Origin of the sequence: Nostoc sp. (assembly GCF_036917615.1) — a bacterium.
In the GTDB taxonomy this organism is placed as follows: domain Bacteria; phylum Cyanobacteriota; class Cyanobacteriia; order Cyanobacteriales; family Nostocaceae; genus Nostoc.
This window is the reverse complement of sequence record NZ_JBALCZ010000065.1, coordinates 1-24,882: the sequence shown is the minus strand read 5'-3', so window position 1 is coordinate 24,882 and position 24,882 is coordinate 1. Positions and strand designations below refer to the sequence as shown.

21 protein-coding genes and 2 pseudogenes are annotated in these 24,882 nt (G+C 42.4%); 15 read left to right on the top strand and 8 right to left on the bottom strand.

Features of this window, described 5'->3' with window-relative positions; all coding sequences use genetic code 11:
- Positions 1-298: 298 nt before the first annotated feature.
- Positions 299-673: pseudogene (locus V7K85_RS23070) on the top strand (Uma2 family endonuclease); the annotation flags it as partial.
- Positions 674-822: 149 nt separating this feature from the next.
- Positions 823-1,227 carry a thiol-disulfide oxidoreductase DCC family protein gene (locus V7K85_RS23065; protein ID WP_334816909.1) on the top strand — a complete coding sequence of 135 codons (405 nt, stop codon included), beginning with the start codon at positions 823-825 and terminating at the stop codon, positions 1,225-1,227.
- A gap of 482 nt (positions 1,228-1,709) precedes the next feature.
- On the opposite strand, the gene V7K85_RS23060 is transcribed toward V7K85_RS23065, so the two are convergent.
- A complete protein-coding gene (locus V7K85_RS23060) occupies positions 1,710-3,311 on the bottom strand; it encodes a putative bifunctional diguanylate cyclase/phosphodiesterase (protein WP_334816907.1) in 1,602 nt (533 codons plus the stop codon).
- A gap of 15 nt (positions 3,312-3,326) precedes the next feature.
- The gene (locus V7K85_RS23055; protein WP_334816905.1) at positions 3,327-3,695 is read right to left on the bottom strand and encodes a PAS domain-containing protein; all 369 of its coding nucleotides are present in this window, start codon (positions 3,693-3,695) and stop codon (positions 3,327-3,329) included.
- 544 nt (positions 3,696-4,239) lie between these two features.
- Between V7K85_RS23055 and V7K85_RS23050 the strand changes: the two genes are divergently transcribed.
- Complete coding sequence (locus V7K85_RS23050) at positions 4,240-4,440, top strand: hypothetical protein (protein WP_334816903.1); 201 nt, start codon at positions 4,240-4,242, stop codon at positions 4,438-4,440.
- 103 nt (positions 4,441-4,543) lie between these two features.
- Here the strand turns inward: V7K85_RS23050 and V7K85_RS23045 are convergent, their stop codons facing one another.
- Positions 4,544-5,533 (bottom strand): glycosyltransferase, encoded by a 990-nt coding sequence (locus V7K85_RS23045; RefSeq protein WP_334816901.1) that lies wholly within the window; start codon positions 5,531-5,533, stop codon positions 4,544-4,546.
- Positions 5,534-5,681: 148 nt separating this feature from the next.
- Positions 5,682-7,022 carry a carboxyl-terminal processing protease CtpB gene (gene ctpB / locus V7K85_RS23040; RefSeq protein ID WP_334816899.1) on the bottom strand — a complete coding sequence of 447 codons (1,341 nt, stop codon included), beginning with the start codon at positions 7,020-7,022 and terminating at the stop codon, positions 5,682-5,684.
- 309 nt (positions 7,023-7,331) lie between these two features.
- Here ctpB and V7K85_RS23035 point away from each other — a divergent pair, with 309 nt between their 5' ends.
- Positions 7,332-8,060 carry a YdcF family protein gene (locus V7K85_RS23035; RefSeq protein ID WP_334816897.1) on the top strand — a complete coding sequence of 243 codons (729 nt, stop codon included), beginning with the start codon at positions 7,332-7,334 and terminating at the stop codon, positions 8,058-8,060.
- An 887-nt stretch (positions 8,061-8,947) separates the two neighbouring features.
- Entirely contained in the window at positions 8,948-9,148 is a 201-nt protein-coding gene (locus V7K85_RS23030; RefSeq protein WP_334816895.1) for a hypothetical protein, read from the top strand.
- A gap of 78 nt (positions 9,149-9,226) precedes the next feature.
- Here the strand turns inward: V7K85_RS23030 and V7K85_RS23025 are convergent, their stop codons facing one another.
- Positions 9,227-10,429, bottom strand: a complete 1,203-nt coding sequence (locus V7K85_RS23025; RefSeq protein ID WP_334816893.1) for a 3-dehydroquinate synthase — start codon at positions 10,427-10,429, stop codon at positions 9,227-9,229.
- A 475-nt stretch (positions 10,430-10,904) separates the two neighbouring features.
- Between V7K85_RS23025 and V7K85_RS23020 the strand changes: the two genes are divergently transcribed.
- The 6 genes from V7K85_RS23020 (at position 10,905) to V7K85_RS22995 (ending at position 18,823) form a co-directional block, all read left to right on the top strand.
- Entirely contained in the window at positions 10,905-11,786 is an 882-nt protein-coding gene (locus tag V7K85_RS23020) for an EboA family metabolite traffic protein (protein ID WP_334816891.1), read from the top strand.
- 124 nt (positions 11,787-11,910) lie between these two features.
- A complete protein-coding gene (locus V7K85_RS23015; protein ID WP_334816889.1) occupies positions 11,911-12,819 on the top strand; it encodes a TatD family hydrolase in 909 nt (302 codons plus the stop codon).
- A 156-nt stretch (positions 12,820-12,975) separates the two neighbouring features.
- Complete coding sequence (gene eboC, locus V7K85_RS23010) at positions 12,976-13,908, top strand: UbiA-like protein EboC (RefSeq protein WP_334816887.1); 933 nt, start codon at positions 12,976-12,978, stop codon at positions 13,906-13,908.
- A 371-nt stretch (positions 13,909-14,279) separates the two neighbouring features.
- On the top strand, positions 14,280-15,506 hold the full coding sequence (gene eboE, locus V7K85_RS23005) for a metabolite traffic protein EboE (protein WP_334816885.1): 1,227 nt from the start codon (positions 14,280-14,282) through the stop codon (positions 15,504-15,506).
- A gap of 15 nt (positions 15,507-15,521) precedes the next feature.
- The gene (locus V7K85_RS23000) at positions 15,522-16,898 is read left to right on the top strand and encodes an alkaline phosphatase family protein (protein WP_334816883.1); all 1,377 of its coding nucleotides are present in this window, start codon (positions 15,522-15,524) and stop codon (positions 16,896-16,898) included.
- Between the two features lie 431 nt (positions 16,899-17,329).
- Complete coding sequence (locus tag V7K85_RS22995) at positions 17,330-18,823, top strand: catalase (protein WP_334816882.1); 1,494 nt, start codon at positions 17,330-17,332, stop codon at positions 18,821-18,823.
- A 423-nt stretch (positions 18,824-19,246) separates the two neighbouring features.
- On the opposite strand, the gene V7K85_RS22990 is transcribed toward V7K85_RS22995, so the two are convergent.
- Positions 19,247-19,675 (bottom strand): hypothetical protein, encoded by a 429-nt coding sequence (locus V7K85_RS22990; RefSeq protein ID WP_334816880.1) that lies wholly within the window; start codon positions 19,673-19,675, stop codon positions 19,247-19,249.
- Complete coding sequence (locus tag V7K85_RS22985) at positions 19,675-19,962, bottom strand: hypothetical protein (RefSeq protein ID WP_334816878.1); 288 nt, start codon at positions 19,960-19,962, stop codon at positions 19,675-19,677. Before V7K85_RS22985 ends, V7K85_RS22990 begins: the two co-directional genes overlap by 1 nt.
- Before the next feature lie 354 nt (positions 19,963-20,316).
- Between V7K85_RS22985 and psbQ the strand changes: the two genes are divergently transcribed.
- From psbQ to hemJ, 4 genes are all read left to right on the top strand, one after another.
- On the top strand, positions 20,317-20,772 hold the full coding sequence (gene psbQ, locus V7K85_RS22980; RefSeq protein ID WP_334816876.1) for a photosystem II protein PsbQ: 456 nt from the start codon (positions 20,317-20,319) through the stop codon (positions 20,770-20,772).
- 101 nt (positions 20,773-20,873) lie between these two features.
- A complete protein-coding gene (locus V7K85_RS22975; RefSeq protein WP_334816874.1) occupies positions 20,874-22,022 on the top strand; it encodes an NAD(P)/FAD-dependent oxidoreductase in 1,149 nt (382 codons plus the stop codon).
- Positions 22,023-22,183: 161 nt separating this feature from the next.
- Complete coding sequence (locus V7K85_RS22970) at positions 22,184-23,035, top strand: alpha/beta fold hydrolase (RefSeq protein ID WP_334816872.1); 852 nt, start codon at positions 22,184-22,186, stop codon at positions 23,033-23,035.
- A gap of 197 nt (positions 23,036-23,232) precedes the next feature.
- Positions 23,233-23,814: a protoporphyrinogen oxidase HemJ gene (hemJ, locus tag V7K85_RS22965; RefSeq protein WP_334816870.1), complete on the top strand. Its 582-nt coding sequence runs from the start codon at positions 23,233-23,235 to the stop codon at positions 23,812-23,814.
- 631 nt (positions 23,815-24,445) lie between these two features.
- Here hemJ and V7K85_RS22960 read toward each other — a convergent pair.
- Positions 24,446-24,790, bottom strand: a pseudogene (locus V7K85_RS22960) (peptidoglycan-binding protein); the annotation flags it as partial.
- Positions 24,791-24,882: the final 92 nt, after the last annotated feature.

The following is a 24,882-nucleotide window of genomic DNA, read 5'->3' as shown; positions in this document are numbered from 1 at the left end:
TTTCGGAAGCACCTATTGTTAAATCCTAGTTTTGAAGTTCGGGAGCATCCCAATTTCGCAAATTTACCAAGATGAAAAATTGTCTTTGCAAATGGAGCAAAGCGGAATGAAGCAATCGTAAAGTACAGATGTTGCGATTGCCTTGCTTCACTAGGTTTCGCTTATAATGACAATTCATGTTTTTACACATTTGGGATGCTCCCTGAAGTTCTGCCTTCACTAGAATCTCTTAGAGAGTTTTTCTGCAATTCACTAGAATTGCAGAAAACTCTTTACGTATGGCTCACAACTAGTTTGCACAGCACTGCGTTCTGATGTAATTATTTTAGATAAAGCCGAACTTAGTAAAGAACCACTCTGGCAAAAAGAAACTATTATTTGTAACGGTAGTACAGTCAAGCTTGTTGCTGAAGTTGTAAGCACAAATTGGCAAGATGATTATGCAAGAAAAGTGGAAGAATACGCTTTTCTTAATATTCCAGGATATTGGATTGTGGACTTTCGCGGCTTGGGTGGTTTGCAATTTATCGGCAATCCCAAACAACCCACATTTACGGTTTGTCAGTTAGTTAACGGTGTGTACCAGCAGGAACAATATCGTTTAGGGGATACTACTTCGTCTGAAATTTTGCCAAATTTACAACTGAAACTCGACGATATTATGCATATTTAACAAATCAAATTTTGTTTTGGCTGAGGTGAATCGGATTACTTAGCACTGCTTCGGTGAGACTAGTACAGCGCCACGGTTTTCTAAGCTAGAATACCAAAGTTGTATTTAAACACATCTGACAAGTCAATTGCCAAAGAGCCATTATTTTTATGAATTACTACGTAATCTACGACGGAAATTGTAATCTCTGCGTTACCCTAGTGCGATCGCTAGAATCCTTAGACCAAGGAAAGCTGTTTCGCTACGCTCCTATGCAAGATGAGCAGACACTTTTACGATGGGGAATTACAGCCCAAGACTGTGAACAGGGGATGATTTTAATTGATGGCAATGAACCTGAAAGACGTTGGCAAGGTAGTAACGCCGCAGAAGAAATTGGGCGGTTATTGCCAGCAGGAAGTATATTTGTAGACGCTTATCGAGCATTACCGGGGATGAAGTGGGCAGGCGATCGCTTTTACGAACAAATCCGCGATAATCGCTATGCACTCTTCGGTAAGCGTTCTAATACCTATGAATCGTCATACTGTGTTGATGGCAGCTGCAAGCCGTAAGGGCGCACAGGTGTCGGCCCCTTCTCTTAAGTCAAAAGTCACTCATTCAAAAGTCAAACATTTTGAACCCCATAAATAAATGATACTGTACTGGTTATCGCGATAAATTGGGGGGAACCGGATCAAAGTCCCCCAATTTATCTCTTATATCGTGTCCGGTTAAAGACTTATCATTAAGACCGCAGGGGGCAGGGAGTAGGGGGAAAGAGGGTTTCCTGGTTTTTGCACAGATGCGCGAATTATAACTAATTAGGCGGACATGATATTAGCCACTGCCAGAACAGGGGTCTCCCTAAGTAGAGGAGCCAGCCGCATGGGCGGGTCTCCCGACTTGAGCGGACTGGCGTCAAGTGGCGTGAATTTAGAGGGATCTAGAACGTTTTGCTACCGACAAGAGGACTTTTCAAACATGCTCTAAGTCGCATTAACTAATTACGAATTACCAATTACGAATTATAAATTTCAATTTTTTTAAATAACCCTTACCACCGAGGATTTTCCATAATTAATGCCTCTGCGGCTAAACTATTTAATGGAACTGAGAAAAAATGTCCCTGGCCATATTCACAGCTCAACTTTCTTAGAAGTGTTAGTTGCTCTTTTGTCTCTACTCCTTCAGCAAGCACATTCACACCCAGTTTGTGTGCCAATGTGAGAATCATCTCAATAATTTCTAAATTCTTACTACTAGCGCCGATTGAGCGGACAAAAGAACGGTCAATCTTCAACATACTAATCGGAAAGTTATAAAGATGACCTAATGAGGAGTAGCCTCTACCAAAATCATCAATTGATAACTCAATGCCCATCTCTCGAAGTTGTAAGAGTGCGGCAGTTCCCTGATCGCCATTTTCCACAATTACGCTTTCAGTAATCTCTAACATTAGAGTGTCACCATCAAGACCAGTTGAGTCCAAGATTTGCCCAATCTGCTCAATCAAATCCGGCTGGGAAAATTGCTTGAGGGAGAGATTGACACTGATTTTCTCTACGAAGCTGGAATGATGGCACACCCGCCAAGCTTGCATCTGGCGACAGGCTTCATGCAACACCCAGTTGCTAATGGAGAAAATTAGTCCACTTTCTTCTGCCAGAGGAATAAAATCTGCTGGATTAAGCAGACCACGCTCTGGATGCTGCCAGCGCAACAAAGCCTCAAAGCCTAAAATAAAGCCATTTGTGAGCGAAACAATCGGTTGGTAATAAACTCGAAATTCTTGCCGTTCAATTGCTCGGCGCAAATCACTCTCTAACTGCAATTTCGCCAGAGCATTAGCATACATATCTGAGTTGAATAGCTCATAATGCGCTCTACCCAGCACCTTGGCTCGGTACATTGCTGTATCAGCATCCCTCAAAAGGTCTTCTGGGTTTTCATAGTCTACTATCGAAGTCAACGCGATGCCAATACTTGCCGTTATGAACACTTCTTGTCCGTCAAGCTTAAAGGGTAACGCCAATTCCTGTTGAATCCGTTCAGCTACTGTGATAGCGTCTGACACATCTTGGATTCCCTCAAGCAGGATTGTAAATTCGTCTCCCCCAAGCCGTGCGGCTGTATCTATGGAGCGTATACATAGTTCTAGCCTATTTGCAGTAGCAAGCAGTAATTGGTCTCCATTTAAGTGTCCAAAACTGTCATTGATCACCTTAAATCGATCCAGGTCGATAAACATTACAGCTAATAGATGATCTGAATGCCGTTTTGAATAATTAAGCGCACGTCTTAAGCGGTTCATAAATTCAGTGCGGTTTGGTAGACCCGTCAGTGCATCGTGTAACGCAAGGTGCAGCAGTTGTGACTCGGCTCGTTTACGCTCTCTATTTTCAGTCTCCAATTCCTCATTTGCTTTTACCAGTTCCGCTGTCCGTTGCGCCACCCGTATTTCTAACTTATCGTAAGCTTCGTGCAACATTTGTTCAGCTTGTTTGCGTTCACTGATGTTGCACAGCAGCCAACGCCAGCTAACCAGCTTTCTTTCAAGGTTGTACACCGCAGACGCCTTAATCATAGCAGGGAAAGGCGTTCCTCCCCGTGGCTGTAGGTTAATTTCCCAGTTCACTAGTTGCTGCAAATTATTCATCTGAGAGCTAAAGGACTAGCGGTCTTGTTGAGCAATAAAGACAATTAATGGTTTACCTACTAAATACTTTTGATGGACACTGAGCAAGTTTGCTATTGCATAGTTAGCCTCTTGGATTATCCCTGCGGTATCAGTTACCAAGTAACCATCTGGAGCGAACTCAAACAAATCTTGGTAACGTTGACGCTCTTTCTCTACTGCCGCTCGTGTTACCTCTAACTCCTCGCAGGCTGTCAATAGTTCTTCCATTGCAATGTTGAGTTCCTCGAAAGCCTCTATGATGATCTCTTGTTGTGAGATTGGCTTAGTTGTATCGCATTCTAATATTCCCTCGACCTGTGAGCGCAATTTTTCTATATGTTGGCTAAATCCATTCACGTTCATGTTGCTTAACTTACAAAACTATCAAGCGTAGCTATGCTATGAATAAAGAGAGTCGGGGAAGCAAACCCCATGCCTGTCTGGAGGCTTCAGACCCTATTGAATAGGGGAGGATGGGGTTACTTGAAAGAGCGGACAGGTTGTAAATAAATATGGAAATATGGCAGAACTTGTTTTCTTGATTTACTAACTTGTCTATCAATGATAAGGCAGCGATCAAATTTGTCCACGCTCAAATCAACTCTTTGCCCTATTTAGTACCACAAACTTGTCCATTAATGACCAAAGTACAAAGTTGGAGCTAGCCCTACCTGTGGAGATTTTTACTTTATTAAATACAACTTATCAAAGTAAAATTTTCTCAGTAACAGTATATTTGCTGTACCTATTTTTTTAAATACTACTTAAGATAGATTCCATTTTGTGATTTTAACGAAATAATAAAGGTTTTAGGTGATGATTTTGGGCTGACAAGAGCGTTTTTTCTTACTTAGCTGCCTAGTAGCATGGGATGCTATGGAATGTCATACAGAACGGAAGCATTCCAATGCAAGCAAAAATAAATGCTGAAGGACTAGTACCGCAAGGCGGAAGTCAAAAGTCAAAAGTGAAGGCTTCGCTCAGCCTTGACCCTGAGCGCAGTCGTTTGCGTAGCGTCTCGCAAAGAAGGGTCAAAAGTCAAAATGAATACAGCGTAAGCGTTTCGTTGATTTGGAATGGGTTGTTTATTTCCGCCGCGCTGTACTAGAAGGCTAGGCAAACGAGAGTTTGTGAGCCAGCGATTTACAGTCTGAGGGGCATTTTGCACTCTCTACACAACTGACTGCTCATATTCCAGCCCCCTAGTATTGTTACAACCGATCAATTATCTTGGCATTCTCTAGCAGCTTGGTGTCTCGTTGCCCAGCAGCACGCGCCCTAGCAGTGAACAAACCAATGGGAGTATTTAATAAATCTACAAGGGTGGCTTGACCGGCGATGCCTGCGGCGGGCTGCGCCAACGCCTTCTTAATATCCCTTGGTACTTCCTTCAATAACCAACGTACTAAGCGATAACCGCATTCTTTGGGTGTAATGTCTCGCATCAAATCTACACCATGCAGTTCGTGCAAATAGCGATTTGAGCGTCCATAGCGTCGCCATTGACTTTGCAGTTCTTGAAGTGTGGCGCGGTGGCGGTGCCCAACGATCGCATTTGGGGCAAATTCCAAACGCCCGATGTTTTCCCCCAAAATTCGCCAGCAAATATCTGCATCGCCACCAGTGGTAAGATAGGGACGAAATAAACCCGCTTTTTCTAAGGCAATGCGTCGAATCGCCAAATTAGCGGTTTGACCATAGGGACGAAAGGAATGCTCAAGGGTATGCTTTTGCGACAAAGTTTCTTGACGCTCTGCGTGTTGTTCTAGCAGAGTTGTGCCTGGTAGTGCCAAAATTTCCCCAGCGACAATTACCACTTCTGAGTTGACAAAAGGCGGAATTAATGCATCTAACCATTGCGGTTGCGGACGGCAATCAGCATCGGTAAAAACGATAATTTCACCCACAGCGGCGCGAATCCCAGTATTACGAGCAGCATAGGAGCTTTGAATTTGGTTTTCGCTCAAGGGGTGAATTGTAATTGGGCAATTTTCGGCAGATGTTTTGAGAATGGCGAGAGTGCGATCGCTACTATTATTGTCCACCAACAAGTACTCTACCCGGTCTTTTGGGTAGGTTTGAGAGAATAGACAATTGATTAACTCTGGTAAATCCGCCTCACCGTTATAAATAGGAACAACCACCGACACCATTGGTAAAAAGCTGGTGGCGGTGGTTGCATCAACTGGCTGATGATTCATAAATCTGAGATTTTGGAGATAGGATTACTAGCTAGTATTCCCAAACCAAAATCCTGGAACGGTATATCAAGCAGTTTTCATAACTCCAAAAATCTGGATTTGGGAATACTACTATATAAACACCTGCTAACAAATCATTCGCGTCAATCTATAATTTCAAGTCACCAGCGCGACTCATCGGTCGAGTGGGGTGATTTGCCGGCGGCTGGGCAAAGTTGTTATTTGATAGAATTGCGATCGCCCGGGCATATTGCGGATCACTCTTAGTTCCGATTAAATCTGGATTAGAAGCCAACTGACGCTCTTGTGTCTCTGTCAAATCTAGCTTGATATCTGGCGTAATCCCTTTATGGTTAATATCTGTTCCCGCAGGGGTATAGTAATGGGCAATGGTAACTGCCAATCCGGAACCATCTGCGAGTTCATGAACTGATTGTACTAAGGCTTTGCCAAAGGTTTGACCACCTACGACTACCGCCCGCTTATTATCCTTGAGTGCCCCTGTGAGGATTTCGCTAGCACTCGCTGAATTACCATCCACTAAGACCGCCAAAGGGCGATTTGTTAGAGCAGTGCTATTGGCTTTAGTTTCCTCAGTGCCGCCCACACGGTCTACAGTCTTAACAATGCCGCCGTTATCATACCACATTCGGGCAATTTCAATGCTTGCCTGCAACAACCCGCCAGGATTTCCCCGCAAATCCAAGACATAAGAATCAACTTTCTTAGTGTTCAAATCGCGGATAGCTCGTTGCATTTGATCTGCGGCGTGGGCGCTAAATTCCCGCAAACGGATATAGCCAACGCGGCGATTTCCTTCTTGCCTGAGGGTATAACGTACCGTTGGCACTTCAATACTTGCCCTCGTCAGCTTCAGCTCAAAAGGATTTTGCCCCGCCCGTCCTAGTCGTAGCCTGATGGGAGTACCCGCTTTGCCGCGAATTAGCTTGGAGGCGTCATCCACTTTCATTTTGAGAGTAGGTTTGCTGTCAATGGCCAAAATTTCATCGCCTGCTTTGATCCCAGCTTTCAGCGCCGGAGAATTTTCTATGGCTTCGACAACAGTGAGCCGCTGAGTTTTTTCGTTCACTTCCATCCGAATGCCAATGCCAGAAACCTCTCCAGATGTTTGGCTAGTCAGGGCTTCAAACTGTTTGGGGTCCATGAATCGAGTGTAAGGATCTCCCAACTTTTGTAAAGCTTCGCGAATGGCAGCATAAGCTTCTTCACGAGTAGAATAGTCTTTGCTCAACAGGCTTTGCCTGGTTGCTTGCCAATCTTGTTGATTAAATTTAGCATCAACATATTCATGATTCACCAGTTGCCAAACTTGGTCAACTATCACTTTTGGGCTGTCTTGTAAGGCTAGGGCAGCACGGACACCACGAGTCCAAGCGGGGCCGAACACAGACATAGTAGCAGTTGTGGCGATCGCTCCACCAATCAAGGCTACTTGGAGCGGTGAGTAACTTTTCGCAGATTGGTTCATGTATATCAGTTGGAATAATTGTGTTGTTGACAGTTTAGCAATCAGGCTTTCCAGAAAATTTTAAGTTTTTATACCCCAAACTCAGCTATGCTCCCTTGATCATTCTTATCGTTGAATGGTACCGAAAATACTGCATTCTTAACAACCATTTCTCAGTTTGTTAGCCTTCTCCGGAAGGCTATACTGAACATGTGACACTTTGATCAGCGTCATGTTTGCACTTCTTCATTACCTTTATAAGATAGCACTTTGATCACCCAATTGCAGCACTGTTAGACAGCTATTAAATCAGGTTTTATTACCTAAGTCATGAAAGGCAAATTTACCATCAAATCATTAATTTCTATTAAAAGAAATTCTGCTAATCTGTGGCAAGTGTTACAAAAACTAACTGGTGGATTGTACTTTGTCCTGGGCACTTGGCTGATTTTTACCACTATAACCTTAGTTTTTGCTTCTTTGCAGCCAGTAGATGCCTTCTTGGTGCTTGGTGGCAGTATTCATCGAGAAACTTATGTTGCCCAACAAGCAAAACAATACCCGCAAACCCCAATTTTAATTTCTCATGGTTCCCCAGACCCCTGTATATGGTTAATTTTTCAACGAGAATTAGCAGTGTTAGAAAATGTTTGGTTAGAAAAATGCGCGAATTCTACCTTTGAAAATTTTTATTATGGTATTCCAATTCTGCGGCGTTGGGGAGTGCATAAAGTCATGTTGATTACCTCGTCAAGTCATTTACCCAGAGCCAAATGGATGGCACAGATTCTTTTGGGCGCTCATGGTATTTGGGTAGAGACAGAGATTGTTCAGGAGTTGGGTGTTCCTGGTAATCATGAATCTTGGCCTAAAACTGGACTAGATGTAACACGCAGCCTATTTTGGGCGATTTTAAGTCAAATTATTCAACCGCAATGCTCAAATGTGACAAGACTTGCCCAAGTAGATATGCAAGCTTGGGAGAATCGCGGTTTTCATTGTGAACACCAAGTGGCGTGGGTTGAGGAAATAATAACAGATGAGAGTTCCAAACTATAGACCCCCATCACATCCAGGTCAAGCAATTTTGGATTTTAGATTTTAGATTTTAGATTGACCCCAGCAATCAAGTCAGGCGATGCACTGAGCGGCTTGTCTTGAGCGGCGTCGAAGGGAGCCGAAGTCGGCTTGTCATTTAATGCAAAAATTTTGGATTTTAGATTTATTCCACGTAGCTTGCTTCTCGCGAAGCGAGTATAAATTAGGGGGCTTCTCTACGAGACGCTGCGCGAACAAACCTTTTTAAATTTTGGATTTTGAATCTTCTTTTTATCCAAAATTTAAAATCTAAAATTCGGTGAAATATTACTTAAAAATTTTCAAGACCCAATCGGAATAACCCAAAGAGAACTTGCAGATGCACTTCACGTTCCTTATAGTCGTTTCTCGTTTTCATGAGGTACACCTGTAAGAGGATGTTTGAAAAGTCCTCTTCTCGGTATCAAAAGTTATAGATACCTCTAAATCCCCCGATAAATTGGGGGACTTTGATTCCGGTTCCCCCTTTTTTAAGGGGAGCCAGCGCGGTCTTGGGATCTCCCCAAGTGGAGCGACTGGTGTGGGTTAGGGGAGATCTAAAAGTGCATAAAATCACAGCGAAACACTTTTTAAACAACCTCTTACACTTAGCGATATAATGTTGTAACGCATGTGAATGGAAAGCTCTATATTAGCGAATAAATGAGCTTATAAATCAAAAGCGAGGTATACACCTAGTACGGCAATAAGTTTATCAAAATTTTTTGGAAATAGTTCAGAGTTTTGGTAAAATCTGCAACAAAATTGGGAACTTTACCAGGTTCTCAAGGAAGAAGAAGAGGAAGTAAAAAGTATTTGATAATTCCAAACAATGAAGTAGCGATCGCCTTAAAAATTAAGCAATATATTTGCATAAAAGAATCGCAATTGGGCGTAGTTTAAAAATATCTCACTTTGATAAAAATAATTTAGCGATCGTTCTGTACGAAATGGGACACTTAGCAGGCTTCATCTCAAGCCATATTGAATTTGGTTATTGGGCTGCTGTCAAGGGTTGTAGTCCATGTAACTCCAATACTCCAAGCCAACCCAATCTCCATCAAGTGTAAATTTGTGCATTAATAAGCACTTCGAGCGTAGCGGCTTGTCGTTAGACATCGCTTCTGCTGATTCTATCCAAAGGAGAATTAATGCAAAGGTTCCCAATCTTTCAGCATCAAAATAGCATCTCTATACAAAGACAAATCCACCTGGTGAACTTCTATTCCCTGCCCGATTCCTTGTAGAAGGGTGATTGTCAATTTTCCTCCCAAGTGTTCACGGAACTCGGTAAGCCCCCTAAATAGACAATGCGGATGGTCTAGTTGATCTAATTGCTCTGTCAGTGCCGATACGTACAAAGTAAAGCCTAATTTCTTGAGTGTAGTTAGAGCCCTTTGCCACTCAGATTGCAAGAGTTGCCCTGTTAAATATGAGTAGGTTGTGTCCAAAGCTATACCGATCGCTACAGCTTCACCGTGACGTAAGCTGTAATTAGTTAAATGCTCTAGTTTGTGAGCAGCCCAGTGTCCAAAATCCAAAGGACGCGATGAACCCATTTCAAACGGATCGCCGCTACCAGCAATATGCTCTAAGTGCAACTGGGAACACCGATAGATCAGCTTTTCCATTATGTCCATGTCTCGATTAGCCAATTCATCGGCATTAGTCATAATGAAATCGAAGAAATCTGCATCTTTAATCAGCGCGACTTTCACCGCTTCTGCAATACCCGATCGCCAATCTCGATCATCAAGGCTAGTAAGAAAATCAAAGTCATTCAAGACAGCATAAGGTGGCATGAATGTCCCCAAAAAGTTTTTCTTGCCGAAGGCATTGATTCCGTTCTTTACCCCTACACCCGAATCGTTTTGCCCTAATACTGTTGTCGGTACTCGTAGCAGCCGAATTCCTCGATGAGCCGTTGTTGCTGCGTATCCTACCATGTCTAGGACGGCTCCACCTCCAATTGCTAACACGTAGGAGTGACGGCACAATCCAGCTACATTAATCCGCTGATGAATTTGCTCTATAAATCTAGAATCGTTCTTGACTGCTTCTCCACCCGAAACTACTATCGGCTCACCGCTCAAGGTGAGCACATCTCCATAATACTGGGCGTAAACTGATAATTTTTTTAGCAACCCATTCTGGTATTGTAAAAATCCTCCATCTACCACTGCTAGCACTTGTTTTGGGGTTGTCTCCCCATTTGCGGCAATTACTTGTGCGAGTAAAGGATTATCTAACTGAAACAGACCTCTAGTGAAGTGAACATCATAGTTGAAGGTCACACGGACACATTGGTTAATTGGTTGCAGATTAAGAGCGGTTTTTTGTTGAATAGCCATTTGAATATTATTACTTTTTCAGTAACTGTAAATATTTACATGAATGCAATTAGAATTGGCAGAAAAATAAACAAAGCGAATCCCTTTATTTATTCAATCTTAAAAGGATTTACTAAAGAAACTTATCTCATAAAATAATCATGATTTTGAAGTGCGTTAACCCTACTAAATAAAATCAAAAATTACACATACTTTACAATTTTATTCATACCTAGCTTTTATATCTAAGGTTGGCAATGAATATGATGATTACATAAAATTCTAATTTTTTCCGTAAGATAATTTGAGAATTTATCTAATCAAAATGATATCTTTACATGATCTTATTTAAAGTCGGGAGATTTTTATAGATTCAGTGAATTTCTGATCTCAGTAGTATATTATCTAGCTGTTTGAATCACAAAGTATCAAGTTTAGTGGTAGATTTTATACTTAGTTGCCACAAAAACGTTGGGCAACTTCTCCTGAATTCATCATGAGTAAAGTAAACAAGTTACTGTATCACTGGCTGTTAAAGTCTGTTTCAGAGAAAGCTTTTGCTTGGCTGGAACAGAAGCAGGCACAGATTGCTAGCGGCGCTCCTGAACGAGTGTTTTATACGGCATTTAGTGCTGTGCCGCGTTATCTAGGTAAACAGGATTTGCAGCTAACATTCCAGGACTTAGAAGCAGCACAGGATGTGATTCCCGGTTGGTATCCTAGTCATTGGAGTGTAGATCAAGCGGGTCGCACACTCTTGCTTCTAGCTTTGCCCCACGATCATGCTCAGGGGTATGTGCAAACTCTTGATCAAGTCTTCTCCACTGCCGATATGGGGGAGTTAGTTGTGCTTTATCAAAGTTTGCCCCTACTACCACATCCAGAGTTATATCGCCATCGCGCTGCTGAGGGAATTCGCAGCAATATGAGTAATGTATTCCAAGCTATAGCACTGCGTAACCCTTATCCAGCGGATTATTTAGATAATGCTGCTTGGAATCAGATGGTGCTGAAGGCTGTATTTGTCGGCAGTCCGTTGCATCTAATTTGGGGACTAGATCGGCGTGCTAACCCAGAATTGGCGAGGATGTTGGCAAACTATGCCCATGAACGTTGGGCAGCTAAACGCTCAGTTACCCCAGAACTTTGGCGACCTGTAGGGCGGTTTGCGGATAGCGCAATCATTACAGATTTGGAAAAAGTACTGGCTAATGGGGATATAGACGAGCAAAAAGCAGCAGCTCTAGCTTGCGCTGAGTCGTCTTTACCCCAAGCGCAAGCATTACTTTCCCGTTACCCAGATTTACAGTCATCCATTCAACAAGGTAATCTGACTTGGAGCAGTTTTAGCCGCGATGCCTGCGGCGGGCTGCGCTAACGCCTCTTTGTTTACAAATGAAAGGGACTGGGGAAAAGTTCTCCAAATACCCAATACCTAAAACCTAATACCCAGTACCCAATTCCCTATCCCTAATAAAATTTATCGCTCATTAAACCACACCATGATGTTTATCGATCCTCACATTCACATGTGTTCCCGTACTACCTACGATTACCTAGTAATGCGGGAATATGGCATTGTTGCCGTTATTGAACCAGCCTTTTGGTTAGGACAACCCCGAACCAACGCTGGCACATTTAAAGACTACTTCAGTAGTCTTGTGGGCTGGGAACGGTTTCGTGCTAGTCAGTTTGGCATCCAACACTACTGCACAATCGGCCTAAATCCAAAAGAAGCCAACAACGAAGCGCTAGCAGCAGAAGTTATAGAACTGCTACCACTTTATGCTTGTAAAGAAGGAGTTGTTGCTATTGGCGAAATTGGCTATGACGACATGACAGAAGCAGAGGATAAGTACTTTTGTAAACAGTTAGAATTAGCCAAAGAACTCGATATGCTGGTATTAATTCATACTCCCCACCGAAATAAGCAGGCGGGTGCTAGTCGGAGTATGGATCGGTGCGTCGAATATGGCTTAGATCCTTCACAAGTGATTATTGACCACAACAATGAGGAAACCGTTGAGGAAGTATTAGGACGCGGTTTTTGGGCAGCTTTTACGATTTACCCACAGACAAAGATGGGTAATGCCAGAATGGTAGAAGTTGTCCGCAAGTATGGATGCGATCGCATAATTGTAGATAGTAGCGCTGATTGGGGTATTAGCGATCCTTTGGCAGTCCCGAAAACTGCTCAGTTGATGTTAGACAGGGGCATTCCTGAAGAACATGTACGAGCAGTTTGTTATGAAAACGCCCTCGCTGCTTACAGTCAAACTGGGCAGATGCAAGCATCAGACTGGCTCAATTCCCAATCTGTTGATCAACGTCAGATGTTCAGTGGTAATTCTGTGTTGCGGGGACAGGAACCAGGAATCAAATCAGTTTCAGATTATGTGTTGATTGAGTAGAAAATTGGTAGTGGGGAGTCGGGAGTAGGGAGTGGCGAAGAGGAATTTTCATCCTGAGTTGTGAATCATAGTTCATGAGTGTCTCTTGCATAAATATCTGATTCATTTGTAATATGCGATTTATTTTGAGAAATTACTAGCCAGGGAGGCAGATAAGTGAATGTTGCAAGCTTAAATTTTCAAGGCTGGCGAGGTTATCTGGAATTGATGCGTCCGGCTAATATTGTTACTGCTTGGGCAGATATTCTTGTTGGTTTTGCGGCTTCTGGCTCTGGGATGATTTTTGCTAAATTAATCAATGGAGAAGCAACTTTTGCGATACTAATTCCATTAGCTTGGTTGTTATTGGCGACAACTGGTTTATATGGCGGCGGTATAGTTTTTAATGATGTTTTCGATGCTGAATTAGATGCAAAAGAGCGACCAAATAGAGCAATTCCCAGTGGTCGCGTATCTCGTCAAAATGCTACTTTATTGGGGAGTATACTGTTTGGAATCGGCATTGGAGCCGCTTTTCAAGTATCCTGGTTGAGTGCTGCGATCGCTATATTTATCACTCTTTCATGTCTTTTATATGACTCACTCGCCAAACATCATCCTTTTTTTGGCCCTTTAAATATGGGTTTGTGCCGTGGTAGTAACTTATTATTAGGTGTAAGTGCTGTACCCGCAATCATCGGAGAACGTTGGTATTTAATGCTGATTCCTGTTCTTTATATTGCTGCGATCACCGCAATTAGTCAGGGAGAAGTTCACGGAGGTAAGAAGATTACAGGAGTTTTAGCATTACTGCTGATTGCAATAGTTTTGACGGCAATTTTAGCTTTAGGATTATTAGGAGAGTATACAGCGATCGCCGCACTACCTTTTGCAGCTTTATTAGCTATTCGAGTAGTGCCTAATTTTATCAAAGCGGCGCGTGAACCGATAGCCGAAAATATCCGAACTGCTGTGAAAGGAGGCGTGTTATCTCTAATAGTCTTAGATGCAACTGTTGCATCTGGTTTTGCTGGTTTGTATTACGGTTTATTAGTTCTAATCTTGCTGCCAATTTCGAGCAAGTTAGCACAAATATTTGCCGTTACTTAAATTTGAATGTACACACCCAGTAATACCATATTCAACAATCTTTACAACAAATGAATCGGCTGTAGGAATTCATAGATGTGCATTTGTGTCAACTTAACGTAAAAACCAGTCTATACAGAGCTTTGAGAGATTGCCTCGTTAAGAGCGTGTGGCTCTTAATGCCTCCTAGTAGGCTCGGCTTTGCCTTCTTACTCGCGGCAGCAGCCCAATGAGGTGAGAGGCTGGAAACGAGGTTTTAAAAGGGTTTGAGCTTAAGTTGACACCAATGATAGATGTGCGCTCCTACTCATGAATATGTGGCAAGTATTTTGTGAAATGGTATAAGCCAAAAAAAACAGATTATTAGCGTATATAGGGCATAAAGCTAGAAAATGAAAATTACAAAAGGCAGCAACTTTCATTTAACTTATTGCAGCAATATTCATCCTGGCGAAAGTTGGCTAGAGGTTTTCGCCAATTTAGAAAACTATATTCCCAATCTCAAGTCACGTTTATCACCTACAGAACCTTTTGGCATTGGTTTGAGATTAGCAGATGCAGCCGCCAAACAACTATTAGAAAGTAATAACTTAGCTGACTTTCAAGCGTGGCTAACTCAACACAATTTATATGTTTTTACATTAAATGGATTTCCTTATGGGGGATTCCATCGACAGGTGGTAAAAGACCAAGTTTATGCACCAGATTGGTCTACACAAGAACGGGTAAACTATACATTAAACTTGACACAAATTTTAGCTACTCTGTTACCAGAAGGACTGGATGGCGGAATTTCTACACTGCCATTGTCCTATAAACCTTGGTGGGGAAAAGACCAAGCAACTTTCGAGACAGTTCTGAAAAAGAGTTGTTTGAATATAGGATCAGTTGTTGTAGAAATGATTCGTATCCGTGAAGAAACAGGAAAAATACTCCATATTGATTTAGAACCTGAGCCGGATGGATTAATTGAAAATACCTCAGAAATAATTGATTTCTATCAAAATTATTTATTGCCAATTGGCGGTAATTACTTATCAGAAAAATTAAATATTGAGCAGAGTTTAGCAGAGACTAAATTGCTAGAACACGTTCGTATCTGCTATGACACCTGCCATTTTTCAGTGGAATATGAGCAGCCAAAGTCTGTGTTTGCGCGTTTGCAATCGGCAGGAATTAAGATTGGCAAAATTCAAATCAGTGCAGCAATTAAAGTAAAAATACCTGCTGATATTGAGAAGCGTAGTTTGATAGTTGAACGCTTACGTCCTTTTGCAGAATCTACCTATCTTCACCAAGTAATAGAACGTCGTAGTGACGGTACGCTATATCACTATCCTGACTTAATAACTGCATTACCACACTTAGAACAATCTCTAGCTGAAGAATGGCGCACTCACTTCCATGTCCCAATTTTTATTCATGATTATCAAATTTTACAGTCTACTCAAGATGACATTGCTACTGCATTGCATCTACTTCAAACAAACAATGCTTGTCAACATCTAGAAATTGAGACTTACACTTGGGATGTATTGCCATTAGAAATGAAGATAGATTTACTGACTTCTATTCAGCGGGAATATGAGTGGGTATTAAAAAAATTTGCCACGAATTAACAAGGAACTAAGTTTATGAAAAAAACAGTTATTATAAATGTCGTGGGATTAACGCCTAGCTTACTAGGAGAAAACACGCCGTTTTTATCTTCTTGGGCTGATAAAGGGCAGGTAGTTCCCATCGCAACAGTGTTACCTGCTGTGACTTGTTCGGTTCAGGCTACTTATTTAACAGGAAAATTGCCTGATGAGCATGGAATTGTCGCTAATGGTTGGTACTTCCGCGATGAATGTGAAGTGAAGTTTTGGCGACAATCTAATAAGCTAGTACAGGCTCCCAAAGTTTGGGAAATAGCTAAATCAATTGATCCAAACTTCACTTGTGCCAACCTTTTTTGGTGGTACAATATGTATTCCTCAGTAGATTATGCCATTACACCGCGCCCAATGTATCCCGCAGATGGGAGAAAATTACCCGATATTTATACCCATCCGGCTGATGTGCGATCGCAAATCCAATCTGATTTAGGTAACTTCCCTCTATTCGATTTTTGGGGGCCAAAAACTACCATTAGTTCTAGTCAATGGATTGCTAATTCGGCAAAATGGATTGAGGAACGTTACAGCCCTACACTATCACTAGTTTATCTACCACATTTAGATTACTGTCTGCAAAAGTTTGGTAGGAATGAAACACAGATTCAAGCTGATTTGCGAGAAATTGATGCTGTTTGTGGTGATTTAATTGAATATTATCAAGCACGTAATACTCAGGTAATTATTCTTTCTGAGTATGGGATTACGCCAGTCTCCAAAGCAGTGGATGTCAACCGCATATTACGGGAAAATGGTTTAATTGCTGTACGAGAAGAATTGGGGCGAGAACTGCTCGATTTTGGCGCTAGCATTGCCTTTGCCGTTGCTGATCATCAAATTGCTCATGTGTATGTGAATGATCCGGCGTACATCTCGAAAGTGCGATCGCTTTTAGAAGCAACTGAGGGCGTAGCCCAGGTATTGGATGAAGAAGGTAAACAAACCTACCATCTTAATCATCCTAGATCAGGGGAATTAGTGGCGATCGCTCAACCTGACGCTTGGTTTACCTATTATTATTGGCTCGATGATGCAAAAGCGCCTGATTTTGCTAAAACTGTAGATATCCACCGCAAACCTGGTTACGATCCTGTAGAACTTTTCCTTGATCCGCAGATTAAATTTCCTCAAGGAAAAATTGCTCTCAAGCTACTTAAGAAACAACTGGGTTTTCGCTATTTAATGGACGTGATTCCTCTGGATGCTTCCCTAGTACGTGGCTCTCACGGACACATTACCACTTCTCTAGCCGAAGGTGCTCTATTTATCACCCATCAAACTCACTTAGTTAATGAAAATCAAATTGAGCCTACAGATGTTTGCTCGTTGATTCTCAAACATTTAAATCAGAAGTAAAAAGGGCGGTTAGAAACCGCGTCTACACGAAATACCCACCTGCGTGGATTCCACACAAGGGGCTTAAGCCCCTTGTTCAGTGTAGGCTGACTATCCTTGTGCTGATGGAGACGCTACGCGAACGGGATGCCGTAGGATGCCCGAAGGCGAACAGCGTCTCCTCTCTGAGAAGGGCTGTAGGGCAAACGTTTGTCTGAGCCGCGAATGAACTTTGCCCTGGCTTTAAGTTGACACTAATGCATAAATATGCATACATACACATCCAAAAAATACAAAAGATTTTCCTGGCAATTCATAGTCATATCGAGTATGCTTAATTTATAAACTCGTTATGACTATGAACTAATTAACTCCATCAGTGACATCTGTCTATCTGCTGACTAAAATGCACTTTGGCAATCTGAGAAAATTAACGGAGAACTTCTTTATCCATGACTGAACCCCAAAATTTGACAACTGCTGACGGTATTCCTGTTGGTGATAACCAGAACTCACTCACAGCTGGCTCGCGTGGGCCTGTATTGATACAGGATTTCCACCTCCTAGAAAAACTGGCTCATTTCAACAGGGAACGTATTCCTGAGCGCGTTGTCCATGCCAAAGGTGCTGCTGCTCATGGTACTTTTACCGTTACCAATGACATTACCCGCTACACTAAAGCTAAACTTTTTTCTGAGATTGGCAAGAAAACGGAAGTCTTGCTGCGCTTTTCTACAGTTGGGGGAGAAAAGGGTTCAGCAGATGCCGAGCGTGACCCCAGAGGCTTTGCTATCAAGTTTTATACTGAAGAGGGCAACTGGGATATTACAGGCAACAATACCCCTATTTTCTTCATCCGCGACCCCTTGAAGTTTCCTGATTTCATCCATACTCAAAAGCGCAATCCCCAAACCAATTGCAAAGACCAGAATGCAAAGTGGGATTTTTGGTCACTTAGTCCAGAATCGCTTCACCAGGTGACGATCCTGTTTTCAGACCGGGGAATTCCGAAAACCTTTCGACACATGGATGGCTTTGGTAGCCACACCTTCAGTTTGATTAATGCTCAAGGCAATCGCGTCTGGTGTAAATTTCACTTTAAGACTCTGCAAGGGCATCAAACCTTGACGGAGGATGAATCAGCCAAGATTAAAGGCGAAGATCCCGATCATGCGACTCACGATCTGTTTGAAGCGATCGCTAACAAAGATTATCCTAAGTGGCGGATGTGTATTCAGGTAATGACTGAGGAGCAAGCAGCCAAACATCCAGATAATCCCTTTGACTTAACCAAAGTTTGGAAGCACTCAGATTATCCTTTAATTGAAGTCGGGATATTAGAGCTAAATCGGAACCCTGAGAATTATTTCGCCGAAGTTGAGCAAGCCGCTTTTAGCCCTAGTGCAGTGGTCGGGGGCGTTAGTTTCTCTCCAGACAAAATGCTTCAAGCTCGCATCTTTTCTTACCCAGATGCTCAACGGTATCGCTTGGGTGGTAACTATCAGCAACTACCTGTCAACCAGCCTAAATGTCCAGTGATGCATTATCAGCGAGATGGCTTTATGGCACCGGGGAACAACCACGGTAGCGCTCCTAACTATGAACCAAATAGTGCTGAGGGTACGCCCAAAGAAAATCCAGCTTATGCAGAACCACCTAGTCATTTGGGCGATGTCACAGTTGATCGTTACAGTCATCGTGAAGGAAACGACGATTACACCCAAGCAGGTAATCTGTATCGGTTAATGACTTCTGAGCAGCAAGAGCGTCTTGCTGATAATATCGTCGGCAGTCTCTCTCAAGCGAGACAGGATGTCCAAATGCGCCAACTTTGCCACTTCTTCCGGGCAGATATTTCTTATGGTCGTCGTGTCGCTGAAGGATTGGGCATTTCAATTGATCCTTCAATGTTTGCTGCAACTGCTCAACTTGCAGGTAACTGGTAGCCTCGTAGTTTCGTAGGGTGTGTTATGCCGTAGGCTAACGCACCGAAAACCTGGATGATGGGTTACGTACTTAAGCTAGATTTAGATCCCCGATTTATTTAAGAAATCGGGGATCTGAAATTGCTGTAAATGAATAATGAAAGGAGTTCAGAGGCTCATTAATGGAGCTAAAAGACTCATTAATAGAGTTCAGAGGCTCATTAATTGAGTTCAAAGACTCATTAATGGAATTCAGAGGCTCATTAATGGAGCTAAAAGACTCATTAATGGGGTTCAGAGGCTCATTAAGTAGATAAACAAAATATTTATAGTTATTGCGATCGCTCCGTTCGCAGAGCATATCCTAGAGAAGCAATTTTAGTCATTGCGATCGCATTATTTTGCTTCACTGCATTTGCGATCGCACTCTTTAACAAGTTGATTTCATTCACTTGGTTTATTAAAAACTTCTAAGATCTGTCGGCAAATCTGTTTGAGCTTATCCCCAATTTCACCAGAAGGCGAAGATGCGCCAACAATACTCCAGTTTTCTACCGTAGAAAGTCGCCACGCTTCGCCGCGATGATCAAATCCAGCTACCTCCACGCCGATCGCCCGGCGTGAGTTGTGGATGGGATCTTGATAAAATCGGATTTGAATCAAAATACTGCGACTTCGCCAAGATTTGCTGATACCAGGAAAGTGAAAGCCAATATCTATAGAATCTGGATCGACTAATTCCCTAGTCTCCGGGTCATTTTTCCAGGGTTTGAGATCAGATTTGGCATCAGGAAACTCGAATTTGAACAAATTAACCACCGTAGCAATCTTGCTGGCGAGTTCAAGGTTCGTTGCCTGTTCAGCTGCGTTCACTAAAAAATACTCCTATATTGTGTCAGCATCTGGGGGAATGTGAAGACAGTAAAACCGCCAGAAAGCTTATAATATTGGTGTTTCAGCTTATCAAGACCTTTGAAATTTAGCAACTCTAAATCAGACTTTCCTAACAATCCTGGTTGGTAACAGATGCCAAAAATCGCTTCTTGTTGGGACTGGGTAACACCTATTAAGTAATTATACTTAAAAATACCTCCAAAGCAGATGAAACTCAGTCCTTTGTAAAAAGTATCAAGATTTTCTGCAAAATCCTTGGCTGACAAGAATCTCCAGTGAGTTATTCCCAGATTTTAAAGTCGTTTTTTCTCTGAAGAAAGCTTTGAGGCTCTTTTATGTTAGTTTTTACCCCTTGGAATTCATCTTCAGTTCGCTCCCACTTGTGATCGATTCTTTCTCAATACTCGCGCCGATTTGTCCAAATTCGCGATCGCCCGGTGAAACTTGTCACAAACCGAATTGCAGCCAAAGGAGCGCGGATGTTATTCAGAGAATTAGTAAAAGTTTACCGAGAGAGTGATTCCCCAAATAACAAAAATTTCGAGAGTGAACGATAAATTGCGCTAGCGATCTAAAATGACACTGGTAATCGGCAAACAAAAAGCAATTAAGTTCAGTGTATGGCGCATCAACGCTCGATTTTTTCATTTATTCTAGTATTATTGGCTACATTCCTGATTAGTTGTGGCGGTCCTGGTGTCGCGGTGGCACCTCCGACTTACACAGCAACGCAACTTGAAAGAATTCAGACATACGTTCCTGAAATTCAGGCTGTACGCGATCGCTCACAAGAGTTGAAAACCCTGATTCAAAGAGGTGATTGGATCAACGTGCGTAACTTTATACATGGGCCGGTAACAGAAGCAAGGCTGAACCTGACTTATGTCACTCCCAACCTTCTACCCAAAGACCAACCCACAGCACGTCAAATAACGCGAGATTTGTTTAACGACCTGGTTAAACTTGATAGAGCTACTAGTGCTGGCAATCCTCAAACTGCCTTGAGTAACTCCCAAGCTGCTTTCGCAGAGATTGACAAATTCCTCGATCTGCTTCCTAAAGCAGAAGAGAGTTAGGAGTTAAGAGTTAAGAGTTAGGAGTTAGGAGTTAGGAGTTAGGAATTTTTAACTCTCATTTCTAACTCCTAACTTCTCACTTCTAACTCTAAGCACAAGTCATGAATGTAGTTATTATCGGTTGTGGTGTAATCGGGGCTGCGATCGCCTATGAACTGAGTCAAGTAAAAGGGCTGAAAATCACAGTTTGCGATCGACAACCACCAGCACAAGCTTCTACAGGCGCTGCACTTGGCGTTTTGATGGGCGCAATCAGCCAAAAAATTAAGGGCAAAGCTTGGCAGATGCGACAAACTAGCATCCAACGCTATGAAACTTTGATTCCTGAATTAGAAGCTTTAACAGGTCGCAAAATCCCTTTTAATCGCCAGGGAATTCTCAGTCTTGGTTTGGAAAAGGAAAATTTGGCAGCATGGGAAAAACTTGTAGAAATTCGCCACTCTCAAGGCTGGCATTTAGAAATATGGGACACTGCTAAACTTCAAAATATGTGTCCTCAAGTTGACGAAAAAATTACTGGCGCTGTCTATTCTCCTCAAGACCGTCAAATTGATCCAACTGCCCTCACGTTAGCTTTAGTTGAGGCTGCCCAGCATAACGGTGTAACTTTCAAATTTGGTGTGGCTGTTTTGGATGCCCAAATCTCAGCAGCTGAGTCTTCCCCCCAATTTTGCAATCAACTTGAGACTACAGAAGGAAAAATAGCCGCTGATTGGTTTGTAATCGCAGCTGGGCTAGGTTCAACACCATTGACAGCAAAATTAAACCAACTGATTGATATCCGCCCTGTACTGGGGCAAGCATTGCAATTACGTGTAGGATATCCATTAGGCAATCCCGACTTCCAGCCAGCGATTACAGGTAACGATGTTCATATTGTTCCTGTGGGCGGGGGAGATTATTGGGTGGGTGCAACAGTGGAATTTCCTAGCAATGGCGATGAGTCCAGTCCGTTGCGTATTTTCCCCCCGTTAAAGGAACTGGCGAACCCGGAGGGTGAGATACCGCCAAATCAAGAACTACTAGAATCTGTTAGAGAACAAGCGATCGCATTTTGCCCAGAGTTAGCTACAGCAACTATTCTCCGCACTTGGTCGGGGTTACGTCCCCGTCCTGAAGGACGCCCAGCCCCAGTTATTGGTAAGTTGCCAGGGTTTAGTAATGTCCTCCTAGCTACCGGACACTATCGCAACGGCGTTTTACTAGCACCCGCCACAGCTTATGCAATTCGTGAGATGATTATTTCTTAGGCAGTGGGGGGATGAGGGAGCACGGGAGGCAAGGGAGGCAGAGGAGGCAGGGGGAAAAAGAATAACTAATGCCCAATGCCCAATCCCTTTTATAAAAAACATCTTTTCATCTTTGCGCTTTTGCGTGAAGCTTTTACATTAAAAATCCATAGGAAAATAGCGTGTCAATAACAGAACATAAAATCAATGTAGATTCACTGGAATGGTTTTATCGCGAATCTTTACCAATCGGTAGAACTGACTTAGCGCCTGTGTTGTTGCTACATGGCTTAGTTTCACAAAGTTATAGTTGGCGTAATATTATACCTGCATTAGCGAATCAGGGTACAAGAGCGATCGCTCCAGATTGGATTGGTTATGGCAATTCTTTAAAACCAGAAAAACGAGATTTTGCTTACACTCCCGATGCTTTTATCACAGCTTTAGAAGGATTTATCAAAGCCCTAGAACTTGAATATTTTTCTTTAGTTGTACAAGGCTTTTTAGGTTCTGTAGGACTACAATATGCTTTACGTCACCCAGAACAAATTGCCAATTTAGCTATCCTAAATACACCAATTTCAACTGCTGCTAAATTACCCTGGAAAATTAAACAAATGGGTTTACCTTTGGCAGGTGAAGTCATGACCCAAGACCCCCTATTAGTTGACCGAACGCTAGAAGGTGGTAGCCGTTATCGCATCGGAGATAAGGATTTAGATATTTATCGCAAACCATTTTTGAAAGCTTCTGCATCTGGTCGAAGTCTCTTAGCAAGTATTCGCAATTTACAGCTTGATTCAGCAATGACAGAAATCGAATCTGGCTTTAAAGAATGGCAACAGCCAATTCTGATACAATGGGGCATGATTGACCCTTGGTTACCCGTAGATATTGCCCAAAATTTTACAGATTCTGCACCAAATGCCGAATTAATAAAACTTAATAACGTCGGACATTATCCTCAAGAACACTACCATGAGGCGATTTTGGAAGACCTTTTACCCTTTGTGCGTCGGAAAGATGCTCATTGACAATATACCTCTGGCAAAAATCGATATTATAAAAATAAATCCACAGATAAACACAGATAAATCATAGATATTTATCTGTGCTAAAAAATAGATTCGGGATTTTTGCGAGATTTATAAATGTTATCCACGTCTGCATTTGTGAACTTTTTATTACCATTCAAAATGGATCACAACCACATTGATGGAGATTAGAATTCATGGCTTATTCATGGTTTAAAGCATTTCATATTGTCGGATTTGTAGTTTGGTTCGCTGGTTTGTTCTACCTGGTACGTCTTTTTATATATCATGTTGAAGCTAACCAAGAACCTGAACCAGCGCGAACGATACTGAAAAATCAGTATAAAATTATGGAAAAGCGTCTCTACTATATCATCACTAACCCAGGAATGTTCTTGACGATCGCAATGGCCATCGGTTTACTAACCACTGAACCGGACGTTTTGAAAGAGGGTTGGTTGCATATCAAACTACTGTTTGTTGCCATTTTAATTGGCTATCATCATTACTGCGCTCGGCTGATGAAGAAGTTAGCAGTAGATGAATGTGGCTGGAATAGTCAGCAATTACGTGCTTTAAATGAAGCACCTACAGTTATGTTAGTAACGATCGTCCTGCTGGCTGTATTTAAAAACAATCTACCTACAGATATCGCTGCCTGGGCTATTTTTGCCATGATTATATTCATGGCAGTCACTATTCAACTTTACGCCAAAAAACGCAGGCAAGATAAAGAGAAGCTGACGGCAGAGATCGGGCAACCACAAGAACAAGGTTAGACAAAATTGCTGTCTCACGTTAAGTAGGGATGCACACCTGTCATTGGTGTCAACTTAAACCAAAACCCCTTTAAAACCCCGTTTCTAGCCAGAGGCTGGAAATGCCCTTTCATTGGGTTGCTGCCGCGAGTAATACCATTTTACACAAACCCTGATACATATAGATTTCTCGTAAGGGCACAGCAATGCTCATTGGTGTCAACTTAAGCTCAAACGCTTATACCACAGGCGTTTTACCCCCCTTAATCCCCCCTTTATAAGGGGGGAAACAAAAAAATCCAGTTCCCTCCCCTTGACAAGGGGAGGGTTAGGGTGGGGTAACGCGGATCATGATGGGAAGCCAGAGAACTGAATATCACGTTTTGACAAGGGTTTGACGTTAAGTTGACACCAATGAGCATTGCTGTGCCCCTACCAACGTATTTGTATCATTATTAAAGTGAAACGGTATAAGGGAGGCGGAGCCTCAATCAGGGGCATTAAGAGTCAGAGACTCTTAACGAGGTAACGAGGTAATGTCTCAAAGCATTCTCGCTTATTGGCTTTTACCTTAAGTTGACACCAATGCACAGATGTGTGCTCCTACCAAACATTGCATCACAACGACAACTGCTACCAATTACCTATCACCTCATCCTGGAAACTTTTTGAATAAATCATCCCCAGGAATCACGGTACTGTAGAAAGTATATTTGCGATTAGCGAGATAACGGCGATCTTGTTTAATAATCGCCATAAACTCTTTATGTCCTTCACGGCTACGTCCCACTAAACAACCCGCACTAGCAAGGCGAATATCATTCTGGGGAAAATCAAAGCCGCAGTGTTGATTTACAGAAAAATCATCACCTGTATCAAGTTTGTCGCCAGTCCGTTTAAAATCTTTGTTGAAATCTCTACAAACAGTTATATCTCCAACTTGCACTAATGCTTCGTGAGGCTCTGCTGTGCCGTGGATACCAACAGCCCAAGCTTTGGTTGAGTCGATGGGGGATATTATTCCCCGCACCTCTCAGTTAGATCCGTGCGTACCCGTTTCCGTGTACACGGCTCCCGATGTTCTTAGCT